Here is an 18,559-nt window from a genome sequence, read left to right on the forward strand (position 1 = left end):
CAGTTTCGCCGGGTCGCCGGTGATCGTGACGGTCGCCCGGCCACCGGCCGGGACGTCCACAGTGGACCTGTCGAGCCGGATCCCGTCCGCGGCGGGGACGCCGGCGAGGGACTTGGCGTCGAGCGCGAGTTTCAGCGAGACCGGGCTGCTGCCGGTGTTGGTGTAGGTGACCACCTTGGCCACCGGCGCCTTGCCGTCCGCGACCGCGCCCAGGTCGAGCGTGCCGGTGGCGAAGACCTTCTGCTTCACCGCGCGCGCCACGTCGACCCGGCCGCCGCCCTGCTCGAACACCGAGAGCCCGGTGGCGGTCAGGGACGTGCTGGCCAGCGCGTCCTTCAGCTGCCTGCCCGTCCAATCGGGGTGCTGCTGAGCGAGGATCGCCGCCGCGCCGGCGACGTGCGGGGTGGCCATCGAGGTGCCGGAAGCGGCGGTGTAGTGGTCGTCGACGACGTCGCCCATGGCGGTCCCCGCGGCGCGGGCGGCGACGATGCCGACGCCGGGCGCGGTGATGTCGGGCTTGACCGCGTTGTCGCCCAACCGCGGGCCGCGGCTGGAGAACGACGCCAGTTTCTCGTCCCGGCCGACGGCGCCGACGGTCAGCGCGGCTTCGGCGGTGCCCGGCGAGCCGACCGTGTAGGCACCCTGGTCGCCGTCGTTGCCGGCGGCCACCACGAAGAGCGTGCCGGTCTGTTCGCTGAGCGTCTGGAGACCGACGCTGAGCGGGTCGGTGCCGTCGGTGGGACCGCCGCCGAGGCTCATGTTGACCGCCTTGGCGCCGGAGTGCGCCGCCCACTCCATCCCGGCGAGGACCCAGGACTCGTAGCCGAAGCCGTCGTCGTCGAGCACCTTGCCGACGAGCAGTTTCGCGCCCGGCGCGGCGCCCTTGAGCCGCCCGCCCGAGGCGGCGCCGGAGCCCGCGATCGTCGAGGCGACGTGCGTGCCGTGGCCGAAGTGGTCGGTGGTGTCGGGACTGGTCGTGAAGTTGACCGCCTCGCTCACGCGCCCGGCCAGGTCGGGGTGGGTGGGGTCGTACCCCGTGTCGAGGACGGCGACCGTGGTGCCGGTGCCGTCGTAGCCCGCCGCCCACGCTTCGGGCGCGCCGATCTGCGGGACGCTGCGATCGAGCGAGACGCGGACCTTGCGGTCGAGGGAGATCCGCTCGATGTTCGCCGAGGAGGCCCAGAACGCGGTGGCGTTCGCCTTGCTCGCCCGGGCGGAACGGCCGTTGACGCTGCTCAGCGTCGCACCGAGGTCGGCCTTCGCGGTGGCTTTCCGGAGGTCGGTGCCCTGGCGGTAGGTGAGGATCAGCGGGAGCGTCGCCGACTGCTCGTCGGCGTACCCCTCGGCGATCAGCTCGGTGACGTCGAAGAGGGACCGGTCGACCTGCTTCGAGCCCAGCCGCGGGGTGACGTCCTCGGGGAAGACGCTGAGGTGGCCGTCGACCTCCTGCTGGTGGAACCGGATCTTCTCCCGGCCCGGCGCGGGCTGGACGGTGGCGGCCTGCTTGCCGCCGGGCTGCCGTTCGACCTGGACGACGTCCCCGGTGAGCAGGGTGACCGAATGGCGTTCGGTGCCCGCGGGTGACGGGGCCGCCTGCGGGCCGGGCGCCGCGTTCGCGACTGAGGCGGTGCCCGCGGCGAGGGTGCCGATGCAGGCCACGACCAGAACGGATGATCTCCAGTGCATCGCACCAGGCTCGCGCCGGCACCGTCATCCGTCACTAGGGCGGGCGCGTCCGAATCACGACACGTCGCATCTCCGTCAGCGGCGGGCTACCGCGGGAACGCCGCCACGAGGAGCCGCCGGAGCTCGCGCCGGTCGTGGTCGTCGAGCCCGGCCAGCACCCGGTCCTCGGCCTCGGCCACCTCGGGGTCGAGGCGCGCGAGCGTGGCCACGCCCTCGCGCGTCAAGGTGGCGGGCAACGACCTCCCGGACGACACCGTCGCGGGCCGCGTCACCAGGCCGCGGTCCTGCAGCTCGCGAACGACCTTGTTCATCGCCTGCGGCGACACCTGGGCCTCGCGGGCCAGCTGGGCGTTGGACTTCGGCGAGCGCGCCAGCATCCGCAGGCAGAGGTACTCGGGCGCCGCCAGCCCCGAGGGCCCGAGCACGGTGGCGGCCACCTCGGCGCGCAGGGCCGCGGTGATCCGGTGCAGCAGGTAGCCGAGTGGCTCGTCCCGGAAGACTTCCATGTCAACCATGTTGACATATATCAATCCGGTTGACACTCTGGGACGCATGACGAGTTCACCCGGCGACGCGTTGTTCGAATCCGCCTACCGTGGTCAGGCCCCCGAGATGGGGCGCGGCTTCCGCCCGCCGTGGAGCCTCGGCGAACCGCAACCCGAGGTCGCCGCGCTCATCGACGCGGGCGCGTTCCACGGCGAGGTCCTCGACGCCGGCTGCGGCGAGGGCGCGACGTCGATCCACCTCGCCGAGCGCGGCTTCCCGACGGTCGGCCTGGACCTGTCGCCGACCGCGGTCGAGCTGGCCCGCGCGGAAGCCGCCCGGCTCGGCTTGACCGGCGCCGAGTTCGCCGTCGCCGACATCAGCACGTTCACCGGCTACGACGGCCGCTTCGGGACCATTGTGGACAGCACGCTGTTCCACTCGATGCCGGTCGGGCTGCGCCGGGGCTACCAGGAATCGATCGTGCGCGCCGCGGCGCCCGGCGCGTCCTACTTCGTGCTGGTGTTCGACAGCGCGACCGTGCCCTCGGACAAGGTCAACCCGGTCTCCGCGGACGAACTGCGGGAGGTGGTGGGCGCGTACTGGGAGATCGACGAGATCCGGCCGGCCCGCATCCACGCCAACGTCCCGGACGGCTTCCCGGATTTCGCGGGCTTCGCGGGCAGCGATGTCCGGGACGAGGGCCCCGGCCGCAAGTCCGCCCCCGCGTGGCTGCTGTCGGCACACTCGTGACGCATCAAGAAGCGTCCGGGAGCTGCGTGGCCCGGTAGCTGCCGGGTGTCCGGCCCATCGTGCGCGTGAAGGTTTCGACGAACGCGCTCGGCGTGGCCCAGCCGCAGCGGTGCGCGGTCTGCGTGACGCTGGCGCCCTCCGCGAGCTCGATCATCGCGTGGAACACGCGGGTCGTGGTGCGCCACTGCGGATACGTCGTGCCGAACTCGACGCGGAACAGCCGGGACAGCGTGCGTTCGCTGGTGCCGGTGCGCCGGGCCAGCCACGCCGTCGTGCGGGGCCGGCTGAGGTCGTCGGTGACCAGCCGGCACGCGTGGGCCAGCCGGGGATCGCGGGCGACCGGCAGCGTCAGCGGCTGGTCGTGGGCGCGGCGCAGGCGGTCGCGCAGCACCGCGTGCAGGCGCGCGGCCTCGGGGGCACCGAGGCCGGGTTCGGTGGTGGCGATGAGCAGTTCGCGCAGCAGCGGGCTCACCGCGATCACCGTCGGCGCGGTGCCGTCCAGCGGCGCGTCCCGGCTCGGGAACATCAGGGTGAGGACCTCGGAGGCGCCGTAGACGCGGTGCTCGTGCCAGGTGCCGGCGGGCATCCACACGGCCCGGTCGGCGCAGGCGACCCACGCGCCGCGGTCGGTTTGGACCGCCAGCACACCGCGGATGACGTACACCAGCTGGTGCTCGTCGTGCCGGTGCCGCTCGATGACGTGCCCGGCCGCGTGCTCGTGGCGGTTTTCCGACATGAATCGACAGGTTATCGGAAGTGCCACCCCGGCGGTGGCTGCCACCGTGAACGCATGACGACCACTTCGCGCCTCCGCCGCGTCGCGATGGACACGCGACCGTTGCAGAACCCGGTGTTCCGCCGCACTTTCCTGGGCCAAGGCGCCGCAGTGGTCGGGACGGTGGTGACCGAAGTCGCCGTGCCGGTGCAGATCTACGACCTCTCGCACTCCTCGTTCGACGTCGGGCTCGCCGGACTGGCCGGGCTCGTCCCGATCCTGGTGTTCGGCCTCTACGGCGGCGCGGTCGCCGACGCCGTGGACCGGCGGCGCCTGTACCTGGCCTCCTCGGCGCTCACCTGGACGGTCACCCTCGCGTTGCTCTGCCAGGCCGTCGCCGGGGTCGGGTCGGTGCCGCTGATCCTCACGCTGGTCGCCGTGCAGTCCGGCGGCTTCGCCGTCTCGTCCGCCGTCCGCGGCGCCATCACCCCGGCCCTCGTCCCCCGCGACCTGGTGCCCGCGGCCAACTCGCTCACCTACACCGCGTCGACGATCGGGCAGGTGCTGGGCCCGCTCGTCGCCGGCGCCCTGCTCGGCCTGCCGAACGGGTTCCGCTACGCCTACGGCGCCGACGCCGTCCTGTTCACCGCCGCGCTCTACGCCACCTTCCGGCTCCCGCCCCTGCCGCCGTCGGCTCCCCTCGGCCGTCCCGGTCTGCGCTCGGTCCTCGACGGCCTGCGCTTCCTCGCCGGCCGCCAGGTGCTGCTCGTGTCCTTCCTGGTCGACATCGCCGCGATGGTGCTGGCCATGCCGACCGCCCTGTTCCCCCAAGCCGCCGAGACGCGCTGGCACGGCGGCGTCGGCCTGCTGTACGCCTCGATCGCGTTCGGCTCGGTCCTCGCCGGGCTGTCCAGCGGCTGGATCGGCCGGGTGCGGCGGCAAGGTGCCGCCCTCGCGGCGGCGGTGGCCGTCTGGGCCGCGGCCGTCGCGCTGGCCGGGCTCGCCCCGGCCCTGTGGCTGGCGGTCACGCTGCTCGTCGTCGCCGGCGCGGCCGACCTCGTCAGCGCGGTGTACCGGCAGACGATCCTGCAGACCACCGTCCCCGACGGGCTCCGCGGCCGGCTGCAGGGCGTGTACACCGTCGTCGTCACCGGCGGTCCCCGCCTCGGCGACCTGCGCGCCGGGATCATGGCCTCGGCCCTCCCCCTCGCCGTCGCGTGGTCGGCGCCCGCACTGGCGTGCGCGGTCCTCGTCCTGGCCGGCGCCGTCCTGGCGAGGTCCTTCTGGCGCTACACGCCTCCTGGCCGTTGACGGCTGACCGAGGTGTACACCGGAGCCGCGCGGCTCATCGTGGCGGCGATCGCCGCCGAGACCACCACGGCGGGCAAGCTGCGCGCCCACCTGGAGACCAACGTCCGGTTCCGCCACGACCACCCGGCGGAAGCCTGCGCGCTGCAGGCACTCGGGCCGTTCGTCAAGGACGCCGTACCCGCTCCAGGCGTCCCGCGAGCCCGGCGTCCGCAGCCTGGCGGTCCTGCTGGCCCGAGGTCAGCAGCGCGGCGAGTTCCGCGACTTCGATGTCCGGGTCATGGCGGTGATGATCCGCGGCGGTGGCGAGTCGGCCGCGGAGCAGTTCCACGGCGATCCGCCGCTGGCCGCTCAGGCGATCTCGACCGTGCCGTCCTCCGCGACGACGTACAAATCGATCCGAAGAGCTGCGCGGACCTCCGGCTGCACACGCTGGGCTGCCCGTCGCACGGAGGCAGGAACAACGAGCGCGTAGCGCACCTCAACGGCATCGAAGCGCATGCGTCGGAGCAACTGACCGTAGGCAGTGTCGACGTCCAAGCCTGGTGAACTCGTGTGCCCCTTCGCCTCCGCAAGCAGAGTGATCCCGTCACGTTCGGCGACGACGTCGACCTGGTCCACCTCAGTTCGCACCGACCACCCGTCACACGCCAGCCATGCCACGAACGCCTTGACGACGTCGGCCTCCGTCATCCGGCCAGCCTCCCATCCGGCTTGTCTTTGCCGCGGACGAGTTCGCAGCACAGCCGGAGGAATCGTCATACGGCACCCCGGCCCCCGGCCGCCCGCGCAGAACTCTGCGTCACAAGCGGTTCCCGGCACTCGCGGCGAGCCGCCCGTTTCGGCCATGATCGACGGCAGCGGGCGAGAGGAGCGCGGATTGAGCACCGGACTGGCCGGACGGCTGGCCGCGGCGCGGGCCGAAGCGCTGGTCGGCCGGGGGCGTGAGCGGGCCGTTCTCGACGGGATGATCGCCGGTGCGGCCGATGCGCCGGTCGTGGCCTTCCTGCACGGTCCCGGCGGGATCGGCAAGTCCTCGCTCGTGCGGTACGCCGCCCGTCAGGCCGAGCTCGCCAGCCGGCCGGTCGTGCGCATCGACGCGCGGTTCCTCGACGCCGACCCCCGACGGCTCGAAGAAGCCGCCGCGCCGGCGTGCGCCGTGCCCGGGACCGTTCTGCTCATCGACACCTTCGAACGGTGCCGGCGGCTCGAGACGTGGCTGCGCGAGACCTTCCTGCTGCGGCTGGCCGACGATGTCACCGTGGTGCTGGCCGGCCGCGTCGCGCCCGACGTCGAGTGGTCGCTGGATCCCGGGTGGGCGCAGCTGTTCACCGCACTGGCGCTAAAACCCCTCGACCCGGCCGAATCCGACGCGCTGCTCGCCGCCCGCGGTGTCCCCGCCGGGCAGCGCGGCACCTTCGTCGCCTTCGCCGGCGGCAGCCCGCTCGCCCTCTCCCTGGCCGCCTCCGCACCCACGCCGGACGCGCACTGGGCGCCGACCGGCGACGTTCTCACCACGCTGGTCGAACGGCTGGTCGGCGACCTGCCCGGCGCCGTGCACCAACGGGCCCTCGAGGTCGTCGCCCAGGCCTACGTCACCCGCGAACCCCTGCTGCGGTCCGTGCTCGGCGACGAGGACACCGCCGAAGTGTTCTCCTGGCTGCGTCAGCTGCCCTACATCGAGACCACTGCCGAAGGGCTGCACCCGCACGACGCCGTCCGCGCGACCCTCGCGGCCGATCTGCGCTGGCGCGACCTCCAGCGCCACGACGACATCCGCGCCCGCGTCTCCCTCGCCGGCCTGGAGGCCGTCCGCGCCGCCACCGAAGCCGACGCGCTCCAGCGGGTCGCGGAATGGATGTTCCTCTTCCGCGACCGGGGCGGCACGGACGACCTCTACAACTTCCGCGAGCACCCGCACGTCGAAGACGAAGCGCTGCGGCCCGACGACGTGCCCGGTCTCCTGCGGTTGGCCGAGGCCACCGAAGGGCCCGCGTCGGCCGCCGCGGCCGCGCACTGGCTGGACCGCCAGCCGGACGCCTTCCGCGTCTACCGCTACCCGGGCTCCCCCGCGCCTGCAGGGTTCATGGCCATGCTCCGCCTGGACCGGCCGCTGCCCGGCGACACGGCGGCGGACCCGGTGATCGCGGCCGTCTGGGACTTCGTGAACTCCGTCGCGCCGCTGCGGCCGGGTGAGCACCTGGGCATCCGCCGCTTCGCGGTGCAACCGGGCGGCTTCCAGCGCCCCTCGCCGCTGATGGAGCTGATCAGCCGGCGGACCATCGGCGAGGAAATGCGGGTGCACGGCCGCGCGGTGACCTTCAGCGTCTTCGAAGACGGCCGGCGGTGGGGCCGGTACCTGGCCGAGGCCGGGCTGCCCGAGGTCGCGACCGTGACCGTCGGCGGGCGGCCGCAGCACGTCTTCGGCCGCGACTGGCGGCGGCAGAGCGTGGAGGACTGGGTGCGCCACCGCGCCCGCACCACCGCTGCCCCGGTGCCGACCTGGTCCGCCGGGAGCCCCGCCGCCGAACCGCCGTCCGCCGCCTTCGGGGAAGCCGTGCTCGAAGCGCTGCGCACCTGGCACAGTCCCCGCGAATTCGCGACCAGCGTCCTGCTGCACTCCCACCTCGTCCCGCCGGGTTCCGCCGACCCGGTCGCGCAGCTGCGGGCCGCCATCACGGCGGCCCTCGACGCGCTCCCGGTCGACCCCGCCGGCGTCAAAGCCCGCGAAGCGCTGACCACCACCTACCTCACGGCCTTCCGCACCCACAAAGCCGCGGCGCGGCGGCTCGGCGTGCCCTACGGCACCTACCGGCGCCACCTCGCCCTGGCCCGCGAACGCCTGACCGCGCAGCTCCTGCGGCAACCGGCCACCCCGCGCGCCGGCACAGGTCCGGACCGCGGCGAACCGGAGGCGATGTCGCGGGCCTCGTCGAGCCAGGCGTAGCCGCTGCTCATCAGCGCGGAAGCCGGGAACGCTTCAGAGCGACTTGAGCACCCGGACGCGGTCGGCGACGGCGCGTCGCGAGACGTCCGCGTCGAACGCGATCGAGTCGAATTCGTGCGGGACACCGGGGTGCAGGTGGAACTCCACCGGTACCCCGGCCCGGCCGAGCTTGGTGGCGTAGGCGATGTCCTCGTCCCGGAACAGGTCGAGCTGGCCCACCTCGATGTACGCCGCGGGCAGGCCGGCCGCGTCCTCGAGCCGGGCCGGGGCCGCGGTGGCCGGGACATCGGGTCCGCCCGCGGCGTCGCCGAGGAGCGCGGGCCACGCGGTGCGGCTGTCGTCGTAGGACCACAGCAGGTACGGCGCGATGTGCTCGTCGGGTGCGGGGGTGCGGTCGTCGAGCATCGGCATGACGAGGATCTGGCGGGCGATCGCCGGGCCGCCGCGGTCGCGCGCGAGGATCGAGACCGCCGCGGCCAAGCCGCCGCCCGCGCTGTCGCCCATGACGCCGATGCGGGCGGGGTCCACGCCGAGCTCTCCGGCGTGGTCGTGCAGCCAGAGCAGCGCCGTATAGGCGTCTTCCAGCGGAGTCGGGAAGGGGTGCTCGGGCGCGCGGCGGTATTCGACCGAGAGCATCGGGACGCCGCCGGCCGAGACGTAGCGGGCGACCGGGCCGTCGAACAGGTCGATGTGGCCGAAGATGTAGCCGCCGCCGTGGAAGAACACCACCGCCGGGCCCGGCGTGGCGCCTTCCTTGGCGTACCAGCGCATCGCGATCGGCTCGCCGTCGACGGCCGTCGCGGCGTAGTCCGTCGTCTTGACGTCGGACGGGATCGGCTGGGCCGTTCCCGCCGCGCCGATGACCGGCTCCCAGAACGCGCGCTGCGCCGCGACGTCCCCGGCCGCCGGCCGCGGGGCGCCGGCCATCGGGGCGAGCGCCGCGGCGATTTCGGGGTCCAGGCTGAGTGTCATGGTGGGTCCTTCCGGGTTCAGGCGGCGGACGGGACGACGACGACCTTGCCGTGCACCGCGCCTTCGGCGGCGCGCGTGTGCAGCGCCGCGAGTTCGGCCAGCGGCACCCGCTCGGCGACGTCGACGTGCAGCTCGCCGGAGTCGACCTGCGCGACCAGCTTCGCCAGCTGCTCGCCGTCGCCGCGGACGAACAGGTCGATGCCGCGGACATCGCGTGCTTCGTCGCTGGGCGCGGGCATCCACACCGTCGTGTTCACCAGGACGCCGCCGGGGCGGACCAGCGTGACCAGCGCGGCCAGCTGCTCGGGGGCGACCGGGGCGAGGTTCAGGACGACGTCGACCGGCTCGGTGACCGCGTCGGTGACGCGGCCGGCGGTGTGGTCGACGACCTCGTCGGCGCCGGCTTCCCCGACCGCCGCGGCGCTGCGGGGGCTGGCGGTGGCGATGACGTGCGCGCCGGCGTTCCCGGCCAGCTGCACCGCATAACCGCCGACCGCGCCGCCGGCCCCGTTGATGAGCACGCGCTGCCCGGCGGTCAGGTGGCCGTGGTCGAAGAGGGCCTGGTACGCGGTCAGGCCCACCAGCGGCAGCGCCGCGGCGTCGGCGAGCGGGACGCTCTTCGGCGCCGCCGCGAGGACCTCGGCCGGGGCCAGGACGTACTCCGCGGCGGCGCCGGGCTTGTCCATCGGCAGGAAGCCGACGACCGGGTCGCCGACCGCGAGGCCATCCACCCCTTCGCCGAGTGCGTCGACCGTGCCGGCGACGTCCAGGCCGGGGGTGTGCGGCAGCTGCACCGGGATCGGTCCCTGCATGAAGCCGCCGCGGATGTTGCCGTCGACCGAGTTGAACGACGTCCCGGCCACGCGGATCCGGACCTGGCCGGCGCCCGGCGCCGGGAGTTCCACGTCTTCGTAACGCAGGACAGCGGGGTCGCCGTATTCGTGGAAACGCACTGCCTTCATCGGAATCTCCTTCGAGCCACTTGCTTCGAGTTCGAAGCAACTGCGGGCTACGCTACCCGTGCTTCGAATTCGAAGCAAGTGACGTGGGACACGGCGGCGAAGCACCACCGGGCACGCGGGAGGTGCCCGTGGTTCGACCCTGGGTCAAGCCACGTCCGGATCGCCACGTCCGGCGCTGCCCACCCGGGCTCACCGGTGCCCACCGGACCGCACCCTTCGAATTCGAAGCAGTAGACTCGGGTGATGTCGTCCCTGGACCCGGTGCAGCTCGGCGCCTACTTCGACCTCATCGAAGTGACCAGCCTGCTGCGGCACGCGGTCGAGCAGCAGCTGCGCGAAGCCGGCGACCTCAGCTACGTGCAGTTCCAGCTGCTGGCTCGGCTCGGCGACGCCCCGACGGGCAGCCACCGCATGACCGACCTCGCCGACGGCGTCGTCTACAGCCGCAGCGGCCTGACCTACCAGGCGGGCCTGCTGGAGAAGGCGGGACTGGTCGTCCGCGCACCCTCCCCGGACGACGAGCGGAGCATCACGGTCACCATCACCGACGCCGGCCGCGCGCTGCTGGCGAAGGTGCTCCCCGGCCACGTCGAGGTGGTCAGCGGCCTGCTGTTCGAGCCGCTTTCGCGGGCCGACGTGGCGCACCTCGCCGCGCTGCTCGCCCCGGTCCGCGACCACATGCGCGCGACCCCGCCCCGCTCGGCCGCGCCCCGCCGTCGCAAGGGCGACGCCTGATTCTTGTTGTTCACCTCGGGTTCACTTCCCGGCCGTCTCATGGGGGCATGTAGTCCGCACGACCGCCGACCGGAAGGTGCGCGATGAGCACGTTGGACACGATGGCCTCCGAGCAGCTCGACACCCATCTCGCCCAGCTCGAAGACCGCTTGGGCCGGGACTACGCGAACGTGGCCCGCACGCGGCTGCACGCGATGGTGGACCGCGAACGCGCCCGGTTCGCCGGCGCCCGCATCCACGCGTTCGTGCCGATCCTGGTCGAACGCGCGGTCCGGGCCGCGCTGACCACCCCTTGAGAAAGGTCCGGAAAATCGACAACGGCCGCGACCGGAATGCGCTTCCGGTCGCGGCCGCAGAGTCGACGGACCCTTAGTTGTAGCCCATTTCGTCGGGCGACACGCCGTTGTACCCCATTTCCGCGGGGGTGCCGGCGATGACCGCCGTCGGTGCCGCGCCCGCCGCCGTGACGGCGAAGGTGGCGGAAGTGCTCAGGAAACCAGCCGCGAAGAGGGTCAACGCGACCGTCGCGACCGCTCGGCGAACCGACATCATTCCTCCGGTGGGCAATCGGGCGGAACTGGCTTTCGGGCAGTCGGACGTTCCCAGAGCCGCCACAACCGGCGGACAACAAATGGTTAATGATCCGCCAACACGAGGCGGCCATATCGCCTTCCGAACAATGGCCGAACCCGCTGTTTCCCGGACCGGAACAGCGGATGGCCGGAGCACGCCGCGTACACGTCTTGTTCAGCCGCTGTTCGCCTTCTATTATCGAACGTGTGCAACCGCTCACGGACGGTGCTGGCCTCCTGATCGGCCGGGACGGTGAGCTGTCCCGGCTGGCCGGCTGGGTGCACGACGTGGCCGCCGGTCGCGGGCGGGCGGTCCTGGTGGACGGCGAGCCGGGCATCGGCAAGTCCGCACTCGTCCGGGCGGCCTGCGCGATCGCCACCCGGTCCGGCTGCCGGGTCTTCCGCGGCGCGGGCGACGAACTGGGGCAGGCGCTGCCGCTGCTCCCCCTGCTGGACGCGCTGCGGATCACTGGCCCCGCGCCGGATCCCCGCCGGGGAGCGATCGCCGCGCTCCTGCGCGGCGACACCGCGCGGGGCACGGATCTCGCCGCGGCGGCGACCGAGCAGCTGCTGGCGCTGGTGGAGGAGCTGGGCCAGGCCGGCCCGGTGGTGCTCGTCGTCGATGAGCTGCAGTGGGCCGACCGCGCGACCGTGGCGGTGTGGGGCAGGCTCGCCCGCTCGGTCCGGCAGCTGCCGCTGCTCCTGATCGGCGTCCTGCGCCCGGTGCCGCGCCGCGACGACCTGCGTGCGCTGCGCCGGCTCGTCGAGCCCGCCGAACGGCTGCGGGTCGGCCGGCTCACCGAGGCGGCGGCACTCGAGCTGGTGGCGGAGCTGGCCGGCGGCAAGCCGGGCGGCCGGCTGGAGGAGCTGGCCGTCGGCGCCGCGGGAAACCCCTTGTACCTCACCGAGTTGCTCGACGCGCTGGCCCGGAGCGCGTGCCTCGCCGTCGACGACGCGGGGATCGCGGAGCTGACCGGCGGGCCCACCCCCGATTCGCTGCCCGAAGCGATCGCCGACCGGCTCGGCTTCCTTTCCGAGCGGACGCGGAGCGTGCTGCGGGCGGCCGCGCTGCTCGGCGTCGGGTTCTCGGTCGCGGACCTGACGGTCGTGGCCGAGGCCGAGCTGCCGGTCCTGCTGGCCGCGCTCGACGAAGCACGTGCGGCCGGCGTGCTGGTGGCGGCCGGTGACGACCTGGCGTTCCGGCACCCGTTGATCCGCCAGGCCCTGTACGACGAGCTGCCCGCCGGGGTCCGGGTCGTCTGGCACCGGGCCGCCGCGCGCTCGCTCGCCGACGCCGGTGCCCCGGTCGAGCGGGTCGCCCGGCAGCTGCTGCCCACGGTGTCCGACGGCGACACCGGCGAACCGGTGCCCCGCTGGGTCGTGGACTGGCTGCTCGGCGCCGCCACCGCGCTGATCGGCCAGGCACCCGAGGTCGCGGTCCGGCTGCTGCGCCGCGCCGTCCGGGACAGCGAGGCGGCGGCGAACGCGCTGAGCTGCCGCCTGGCCGACGCGCTCTACCGGGTGGGCGACTTCGCCGAGGCCGAGCGGGTCGCCGTGCGCGCACTGCGGCGGGCCACCGATCCGGACCTGCGCGTCGACCTGCACACGACCGTGACGCAGTGCCGGGCGATGACCGGCCGCTCCGCCGAGTCCCTCAGCGCGCTGAAGCAGGCCGCGGCCGCGCCGGACCTGCCCGCCCGGCACCGCGCCCGGCTGCTCGTGCTCACCGCGCGGACCCACCGCGACCTGGGCGAGGTCGACACCGCGGCGCGGGTCGCCACGGCGGCGCTGGCCGAAGCGGACGACGACGCCTGGGCGGCCGGGTGGGCCCGGCACGTGCTGAGCCTGGCGGCGATGATGCGCGGCGAGTGGGCCGAAGCGCTGCCGCTGTTCGAACGCGCGATGGCCACCGCATCGGACGACCCCGCGCTCACCGACCTCGGCCTGCTGGTGCGGATCAACCAGGCCGTCACGTTCGGGGCGCTAGACCGTTACCCCGAAGCGCTCGCGGCGGCCGAGCGGGCCCGCGAACGGGCGGACCGGGCCGGCAGCGTGGTGCGGCTGACCCAGGCGCAGAGCGCGCTCGGCCAGCTGCTGCTGGGCAGCGGCCGGTGGGACGACGCCGTGGCCGAGGTGGACGTCGTGCCGGACGAGCTGAAGGATCCGAGCGTGGCGTGCTGCGACCACGGCGTGGCCGCGATCATCGGCTTCCACCGCGGCGACCCGGCGGCGGCCCACCGGCACCTGGCCGCGGCGGCCCCGTTCGCGGACCGGATCGGCGGCCGGGTCGTCGAATCACTGGCCCTCGCGCGCAGCCTCGCCTTCGAGCAGGCCGGCGAGCCGGAGCGAGCGCTGGCCACGTTGACCGCCGCGCTCGCGGGGGAAGACGAAGGCGAGGGACTGCTCGGCGACGGCCTCCGGCTGGCCGAGGAGCTCGGCGACGCCGCCACCGCGGCCGAGATCGGCGCCAGGATCCGCGCGCTCACCGCCGGCGCGCGAGTCCCGCACCGCGAGGCACTGGGCCGCTACTGCCGGGGACTGACCGAGCGGGACGCGGCAACGCTGCTGGCCGCGGCCGACGGTTACCGCGACGCGGGACGCCCCCTCCCCCGCGCCGAGGCACTGTCGGCCGCCGCGATCGCGTTCGCCGAAGCCGGCGACCGCGTGTCGGCGAGGGCCGCGTTCACCCGCGCGCTGGACCTGTACGGCACGTTGGGCGCGCACTGGGACGTGGCGCGGCTGCGCGCCCGGTTCCGCACGTTCGGCATCCGGCGCGGCCCGACGGTGAAACACCGCCAGGCCACGCACGGCTGGGAAAGCCTCACGCCGACGGAAAGGAAGATCGCCGGTCTGGTGGTGGAGGGCCTGTCGAACCCGCAGATCGCGACGCGGCTGTTCCTGTCCCCGCGCACGGTCGCCACCCACGTTTCGCACATCCTGGCCAAGCTCGGCGTGCACTCGCGCATCGACATCGCCCGCGAAGCGACCCGCCACCCGGCGTCGGGTTAGCGCTCTCGGGAGTGGCGGAGCCGGCTCCACAGCGGGAAGACGAACCACCACAGCGCGAACCAGCCCAGCGCACCGGCGGTGAACCACGCGGCGGTCGCCGGACCGAGGGTGACGCTGAGGATCAGCAGCAACGCGGAGCCGATGGAGAGCATCAGCAGGGTCAGCCCGCACAACGCGAACCGGCTGGACGCGAGCACCAGCTGGCGCTTGAGCCGCCGCTGGTAGACGAGCCGGTGGAACGCCGCGGGGGCGATCAGCAGCGCCGTGGCCGCGGCCCCGAGCACCAGCGCGGCCACGTAGACGCGCCGCTCGAACTCGGTCAGCGTTGCGAAGCGCGGGGTGAAGGCGACGGTGAGCAGGAAGGCCAGCAGCAGCTGCACCCCGGTCTGCGCCACCCGCACTTCCTGCAGTATCTCGGCGTAGTTGCGATCCAGCCGCTGGGTCGGCGTCTCACGCCGCACCGAGAAGTTCCACAGGTCGTGGGCGTCCGGCGGCTCGGCAGGCCGGTCCGCGAAGCTCTTGTCGATCTCGTTCACCGTCATGCGGCCACCATCCCGTGACCGCCGGGGCAAGACATCGGTCGATCAAAGTATCCGGGAAGCCGATCAGCCGAGCCGGCCGAGGACGTAGGTCCGGGTGCCGGCGTCGGTCGTCCGCTCGGCGATGCGGCGGAACTCGGGACTTTGCTCGCCGCGGTCCAGGCGGGTGGCCCTCGCGACCCCCTCCTGGGCCCGGCCGGGCAGCCCGGGCAGCTCCTCGAGCAGTTCGTCGAGGACAGCGGGCGAACCACCCCGCAGGAACGACCCGGCCCGCCGCACGACACGCTCCACGAGTTCCGCTGCCTCGTCGAGGTGGGTCAGGGCCGGAGCGTGCACCGCGCGGCGGACCAGGGGCCGCAGCACGGCTTCGGCGCAGCCGGCCGTGAGCTGCAACAGGAGCAGGGAGTGGGCCGAGCGGATCAGCTCACGCGCCAGGTCAGCAGGGCAAGCTGGGTCTTCGCTGCGGGCGATGAGTCCTTCGGTGAGGGTGGCTGCTCGCGCGGCCAGCGGCCCGTTCCGCCGGATGTCGTCGGCGAGGGCTGCGGTCAGCGCTGCGACGACCGGGCTCGCCGTCGCCCGGTCGAGTGCCTCGGTCAGGCGGGCGGCGAGGTCCTCCGGCAGGGGCTCGCGGACGGCTTCGGTGATCCACCGGCCGATGTTCTGCACCGCACCAGGGTGGCGTGCGGTGAGGAGCTGCCCGGCGAGTGCCGCGTCGAACCAGCCGAGCTCGATCGCCGTGATCACCAGGCGGTGGACGGCGGCCTTGGCCGGGGTCGCCGCCGCCCCGAGCGCCAGCGCCGCGCAGCGTTCCCGCGCGCGGGCGTCGATCGGCGCAAAGGCGCCGGCGACGCGCGCGGCCAGCCCGTCGGTTCCCTCGGCGACCGGACGGAGGCCCGGGAGCAGCGCGGCCAGTTCCGGCACCGGGCAGACGTCGAGGACCGCACTGACGATCCGGAAGAAGTCCCTGCCCGGCAGGTGGTTCGTGCGCGCGATGACGTCGGCGAGGAGATCGGCGTGCGTCGAAGCGGCGTGGATCATGGCTTGCCCGATCAGCCGCGGATCCACCGCGAGAGCCGGTTCGAGCCACGCGATGAGCCGGGCCGCGAGCGCGCGTTCGATCGGCGGTGCCTTGATCAGCATCGTCCGCACCAGGGCCAGCGCGCGCCGATCGGCAGGCGCCGGTTCCGCCAGCAGCAGGCCGAAGGTCGCGGAGGGCTCCCGGGCGGCAACCTTTTCCAGCACGTACACCGCCCGCTGGGCCACCGCTCGGTCGGCGCTCATGGCCGCGTCGAAAAGGTCGTGCAGCGGTACCGAGTGCACGTCGGAAATCAGGTCCGCGACCAGCTGGCACTGCACGTCGTCCCACCCCGCCGCGTAGTCCTTCGCCAGCATCGCCTGCCAGGAATCCCACTGCAGGGTCTGCCGGGCGGCCGCGTCGGCGAACACGGTCCGGGCGAGCGCCACGGCTTCGGCCGTCGAAGCCGCCGGCATCCGCAGCTGCAGAGCCACTTCCAGCAAGCTCGCGGCTTCGCTCGCCGGCACGCCGGTGTGGAGGCGGAGGATCACCGTTCGTGCCAACGGCCCGAGCCTGCCGTAGTACTGCCGGAGCACGGCGCGGTCGGCGCCGGTGTCCGTGGTCTCGGCGAGTGCCTCCAGCAGCCGCTCGGGTAGCTGGCCGCGTTGATCGGCGTCGGCCATGTCCGGCCGCCGCCCGGCGATCGCTTCCAGCGCCGGGGGCAGGAGCCGCTCTCGCTCCGCCGAGCGGGCGACCAGGTCCCCCAGCACCCGCGCGGCCAGCAGCAACACACTTACGGATATCCGGGCGAAACCGGCGAGCAGCAGATCGGCCACCGCGCTCGCGTCGTTCTCGGCGGCGGCGCCCAGTGCTTCCACCACGTGCCACTCGTGCTCGGGGGAAGTCCGCCGCCCGAACAGCTCGGCGACCAGGCCGAGGTCGCCGCGGGTGACCGCCGAGAGCGCCACGGCCCGCAAGGACAGCAGGTCGTCGAGGTCGAGCCGGGCGACAGTCCGCTGGTACTCCGCCGGGTCTTCGAGCGTGTACAGGAGCTGGACGAGGATGGGCCCGAGGTGGCCGCGCTGCCCCGGGTCGGCGAGCCGGAGCAGGAAGGCCGTCCGATCGGTGCCGGCCTCCGCCAGGTACCGGGCGATGACCCACTCGGCGAACGACTGGTGGAAGAAGCGGAACCGGGTGGGCTCGGCGGCGGGCACGAGGATGCCCGCCGAGCACAGGTCGGCCAGCGCACCGGGGTCCGGGGGCGGCTCGAGCTGGGCGGCACGGAAGTTCTCGGCGAACGCCGTGGTGGACCGGTCCAGGATCGCCCGGCCGCCGCTGAGGCAGACCCGGCCGCGCTCCTCCGCCTCGGTGTAGGTGAGGCTCCGGCGCGGGCTGCCGATGACCTGGCGGTTCCAGTGCGCCCGGAACAGGCGCGCGACGGTGAGGTCCTCCGGGATTTCCCCGGTGGGTGCGTACAGGCTGCAGGCCAGGGCGAGCAGCAGCGGGTTCCCGCACACCTCGACCACCGCACGCCGGCGCCCGCGCAGGTGCAACAGGCGCTCGAGGAACGCGTCCCGCCGATCCGGTGTCACCTCGGCGAGCGTCTCCACATAGGACCGCGCGAAGTGCCTGGTCTCCGCTTCGCTGAGCCGGTAGATCTCGCGTCGGTCGAGCCGGGCCGCGAGCAGTGGCATCCGTTCGCTGATCGGCTCCAGCTGCGTCCGGAACTCGAAGCTCCGGCAGGTGAAGACCACCGGCACACCGTTTTCGACCAGCTGGTGGAGCCACTGCGTCAGCACCGGGCGCAGTTCCCGGTCGAGGACCAGGTCGAGGGTGTCCAGGAGCACCACGGGCCGCAGTCCCCACGCCTGCTGAAGACCGACGACGTCGCTCAGCGTGCCGGGACGACCGACCGCCGCGCCGAGCTGGGCATCGAGTTCCGCGAGCGTGCGGGGCCGATCGGTGACCTTCTCACTCAAGGACACCAGGACGACGCCGACGTCCGGCCGGTTCGCGAGTTCGTCGTGCAACTGTGCCAGCAGCACGCTCTTGCCCATGCCGGCCTCGGCGTGGATCGCGACCACGGCCGGGACGGCCAGGGCCTGCTCCACCGCGGGCAAGAACACCGACTCCAGGCTGTCGCGGCGCAGCAGCGGCAGGATCAGCCGCGCGGGATCGGTCAGGGCGGCCCGGCTCGGGGAGACGACGCGGTCCCGCTGCGGAATGCCGTCACCAGCTTCGTCCGCCGGCGGTGTCCACCGCGGTCCGAGGGGCGGCTCGGGATGGGCGGCATGGCCGGTGAGGACGCGCAGCAGGGCGTCGGTGCCGCCCGGCCCGAACGAAACTCGGTAGTGCGTGGTCGTGTGCCCCTGGAGGAAGGGCGGCAGTTCGCCGACGTCATGGCCGGGGAGGAGGACCGGCAGGATCCGAGCGCGCCAGCGGGACCGGTCGGCGGTGAGGAGCTCCCGGAGCATCGCGGCTTCGTACTGCAAGCCCCAGGTCTCGTCGGCGGAGGCCTGCTCCATCGAGCGCCGCAGGAACTCCGGCGACGCGATGGCCAGTACGTAGTCGGCGGCCGGCATGGTCCGGTCGACCCACAACGCCCAGTCGATCCGCTCCCCGTCGGCCCACTGGTCGAGGCGGACGTCGATGCCCGAGTTCCGAAGCAGGGTCGCGAGGCGAAGGACCACGCGCACGTGATCGTCGTTGTCGTGGGCGTAGGACACGAAGACGACCGGCGCGGTCGCTCGTGCCTCCGTCATGGCGAACCACTTTACGGCTTCGGCACTCCGGCACCGAGGTGGCACTGCGTGCCACACGCGGCGGGAGCCGCCTCGGGCGATGTCGTCCGCCCGCGTCGATG

The 18,559-nt window shown here is 73.6% G+C and carries 15 protein-coding genes and 1 pseudogene; 6 read left to right on the plus strand and 10 right to left on the minus strand.

Annotated features, from left to right (window positions below):
* Positions 1–351: 351 nt before the first annotated feature.
* Positions 352–1,686: pseudogene (locus ACLJPY_RS27900) on the minus strand (S8 family serine peptidase); the annotation flags it as partial.
* A gap of 86 nt (positions 1,687–1,772) precedes the next feature.
* Complete coding sequence (locus tag ACLJPY_RS27905) at positions 1,773–2,192, minus strand: MarR family winged helix-turn-helix transcriptional regulator (protein ID WP_410592814.1); 420 nt, start codon at positions 2,190–2,192, stop codon at positions 1,773–1,775.
* 46 nt (positions 2,193–2,238) lie between these two features.
* Here ACLJPY_RS27905 and ACLJPY_RS27910 point away from each other — a divergent pair, with 46 nt between their 5' ends.
* The gene (locus ACLJPY_RS27910; protein WP_410592816.1) at positions 2,239–2,922 is read left to right on the plus strand and encodes a class I SAM-dependent methyltransferase; all 684 of its coding nucleotides are present in this window, start codon (positions 2,239–2,241) and stop codon (positions 2,920–2,922) included.
* A 4-nt stretch (positions 2,923–2,926) separates the two neighbouring features.
* On the opposite strand, the gene ACLJPY_RS27915 is transcribed toward ACLJPY_RS27910, so the two are convergent.
* Positions 2,927–3,658, minus strand: coding sequence for an AraC family transcriptional regulator (locus ACLJPY_RS27915; RefSeq protein WP_410592818.1), 732 nt, complete (start codon positions 3,656–3,658; stop codon positions 2,927–2,929).
* A gap of 54 nt (positions 3,659–3,712) precedes the next feature.
* On the opposite strand from ACLJPY_RS27915, the gene ACLJPY_RS27920 reads away from it, so the two are divergent.
* The gene (locus tag ACLJPY_RS27920) at positions 3,713–4,948 is read left to right on the plus strand and encodes an MFS transporter (protein WP_410592820.1); all 1,236 of its coding nucleotides are present in this window, start codon (positions 3,713–3,715) and stop codon (positions 4,946–4,948) included.
* A 163-nt stretch (positions 4,949–5,111) separates the two neighbouring features.
* On the opposite strand, the gene ACLJPY_RS27925 is transcribed toward ACLJPY_RS27920, so the two are convergent.
* Positions 5,112–5,276: a hypothetical protein gene (locus ACLJPY_RS27925; protein ID WP_410592822.1), complete on the minus strand. Its 165-nt coding sequence runs from the start codon at positions 5,274–5,276 to the stop codon at positions 5,112–5,114.
* A 20-nt stretch (positions 5,277–5,296) separates the two neighbouring features.
* A complete protein-coding gene (locus tag ACLJPY_RS27930) occupies positions 5,297–5,638 on the minus strand; it encodes a hypothetical protein (protein WP_410592824.1) in 342 nt (113 codons plus the stop codon).
* A 187-nt stretch (positions 5,639–5,825) separates the two neighbouring features.
* Here ACLJPY_RS27930 and ACLJPY_RS27935 point away from each other — a divergent pair, with 187 nt between their 5' ends.
* Positions 5,826–7,892 carry an ATP-binding protein gene (locus tag ACLJPY_RS27935; RefSeq protein WP_410592826.1) on the plus strand — a complete coding sequence of 689 codons (2,067 nt, stop codon included), beginning with the start codon at positions 5,826–5,828 and terminating at the stop codon, positions 7,890–7,892.
* A 33-nt stretch (positions 7,893–7,925) separates the two neighbouring features.
* Here ACLJPY_RS27935 and ACLJPY_RS27940 read toward each other — a convergent pair whose 3' ends face one another.
* Positions 7,926–8,864, minus strand: coding sequence for an alpha/beta hydrolase (locus tag ACLJPY_RS27940; RefSeq protein ID WP_410592828.1), 939 nt, complete (start codon positions 8,862–8,864; stop codon positions 7,926–7,928).
* 17 nt (positions 8,865–8,881) lie between these two features.
* On the minus strand, positions 8,882–9,826 hold the full coding sequence (locus tag ACLJPY_RS27945) for an NADP-dependent oxidoreductase (protein WP_410592830.1): 945 nt from the start codon (positions 9,824–9,826) through the stop codon (positions 8,882–8,884).
* A 243-nt stretch (positions 9,827–10,069) separates the two neighbouring features.
* On the opposite strand from ACLJPY_RS27945, the gene ACLJPY_RS27950 reads away from it, so the two are divergent.
* Positions 10,070–10,561: a MarR family winged helix-turn-helix transcriptional regulator gene (locus tag ACLJPY_RS27950; RefSeq protein WP_410592832.1), complete on the plus strand. Its 492-nt coding sequence runs from the start codon at positions 10,070–10,072 to the stop codon at positions 10,559–10,561.
* A gap of 83 nt (positions 10,562–10,644) precedes the next feature.
* On the plus strand, positions 10,645–10,857 hold the full coding sequence (locus ACLJPY_RS27955) for a three-helix bundle dimerization domain-containing protein (RefSeq protein ID WP_410592834.1): 213 nt from the start codon (positions 10,645–10,647) through the stop codon (positions 10,855–10,857).
* A gap of 73 nt (positions 10,858–10,930) precedes the next feature.
* Here the strand turns inward: ACLJPY_RS27955 and ACLJPY_RS27960 are convergent, their stop codons facing one another.
* Positions 10,931–11,110, minus strand: a complete 180-nt coding sequence (locus tag ACLJPY_RS27960; protein WP_410592836.1) for a hypothetical protein — start codon at positions 11,108–11,110, stop codon at positions 10,931–10,933.
* 230 nt (positions 11,111–11,340) lie between these two features.
* Here ACLJPY_RS27960 and ACLJPY_RS27965 point away from each other — a divergent pair, with 230 nt between their 5' ends.
* A complete protein-coding gene (locus ACLJPY_RS27965) occupies positions 11,341–14,142 on the plus strand; it encodes a helix-turn-helix transcriptional regulator (protein ID WP_410592838.1) in 2,802 nt (933 codons plus the stop codon).
* On the opposite strand, the gene ACLJPY_RS27970 is transcribed toward ACLJPY_RS27965, so the two are convergent.
* Both ACLJPY_RS27970 and ACLJPY_RS27975 read right to left on the minus strand, forming a co-directional pair.
* Positions 14,139–14,684 carry a DUF6328 family protein gene (locus tag ACLJPY_RS27970; RefSeq protein WP_410592840.1) on the minus strand — a complete coding sequence of 182 codons (546 nt, stop codon included), beginning with the start codon at positions 14,682–14,684 and terminating at the stop codon, positions 14,139–14,141. The genes ACLJPY_RS27965 and ACLJPY_RS27970 overlap by 4 nt on opposite strands.
* 63 nt (positions 14,685–14,747) lie before the next feature.
* Positions 14,748–18,458, minus strand: a complete 3,711-nt coding sequence (locus ACLJPY_RS27975) for an SEFIR domain-containing protein (RefSeq protein ID WP_410592842.1) — start codon at positions 18,456–18,458, stop codon at positions 14,748–14,750.
* Positions 18,459–18,559 lie beyond the last annotated feature (101 nt).

This window comes from Amycolatopsis sp. lyj-23, from assembly GCF_046549135.1.
Classification (GTDB): Bacteria; Actinomycetota; Actinomycetes; order Mycobacteriales; family Pseudonocardiaceae; genus Amycolatopsis.

Bases quoted from the DNA above. Each gene is read 5' to 3' on its own strand.
- ACLJPY_RS27960 (WP_410592836.1), bottom strand. From the start codon at position 11,110: ATGTCGGTTCGCCGAGCGGTCGCGACGGTCGCGTTGACCCTCTTCGCG.
- ACLJPY_RS27945 (WP_410592830.1), bottom strand. From the start codon at position 9,826: ATGAAGGCAGTGCGTTTCCACGAATACGGCGACCCCGCTGTCCTGCGT.
- ACLJPY_RS27940 (WP_410592828.1), bottom strand. From the start codon at position 8,864: ATGACACTCAGCCTGGACCCCGAAATCGCCGCGGCGCTCGCCCCGATG.
- ACLJPY_RS27905 (WP_410592814.1), bottom strand. From the start codon at position 2,192: ATGGAAGTCTTCCGGGACGAGCCACTCGGCTACCTGCTGCACCGGATC.
- ACLJPY_RS27910 (WP_410592816.1), top strand. From the start codon at position 2,239: ATGACGAGTTCACCCGGCGACGCGTTGTTCGAATCCGCCTACCGTGGT.
- ACLJPY_RS27975 (WP_410592842.1), bottom strand. From the start codon at position 18,458: ATGACGGAGGCACGAGCGACCGCGCCGGTCGTCTTCGTGTCCTACGCC.
- ACLJPY_RS27970 (WP_410592840.1), bottom strand. From the start codon at position 14,684: ATGACGGTGAACGAGATCGACAAGAGCTTCGCGGACCGGCCTGCCGAG.
- ACLJPY_RS27955 (WP_410592834.1), top strand. From the start codon at position 10,645: ATGAGCACGTTGGACACGATGGCCTCCGAGCAGCTCGACACCCATCTC.
- ACLJPY_RS27920 (WP_410592820.1), top strand. From the start codon at position 3,713: ATGACGACCACTTCGCGCCTCCGCCGCGTCGCGATGGACACGCGACCG.
- ACLJPY_RS27930 (WP_410592824.1), bottom strand. From the start codon at position 5,638: ATGACGGAGGCCGACGTCGTCAAGGCGTTCGTGGCATGGCTGGCGTGT.
- ACLJPY_RS27915 (WP_410592818.1), bottom strand. From the start codon at position 3,658: ATGTCGGAAAACCGCCACGAGCACGCGGCCGGGCACGTCATCGAGCGG.
- ACLJPY_RS27950 (WP_410592832.1), top strand. From the start codon at position 10,070: ATGTCGTCCCTGGACCCGGTGCAGCTCGGCGCCTACTTCGACCTCATC.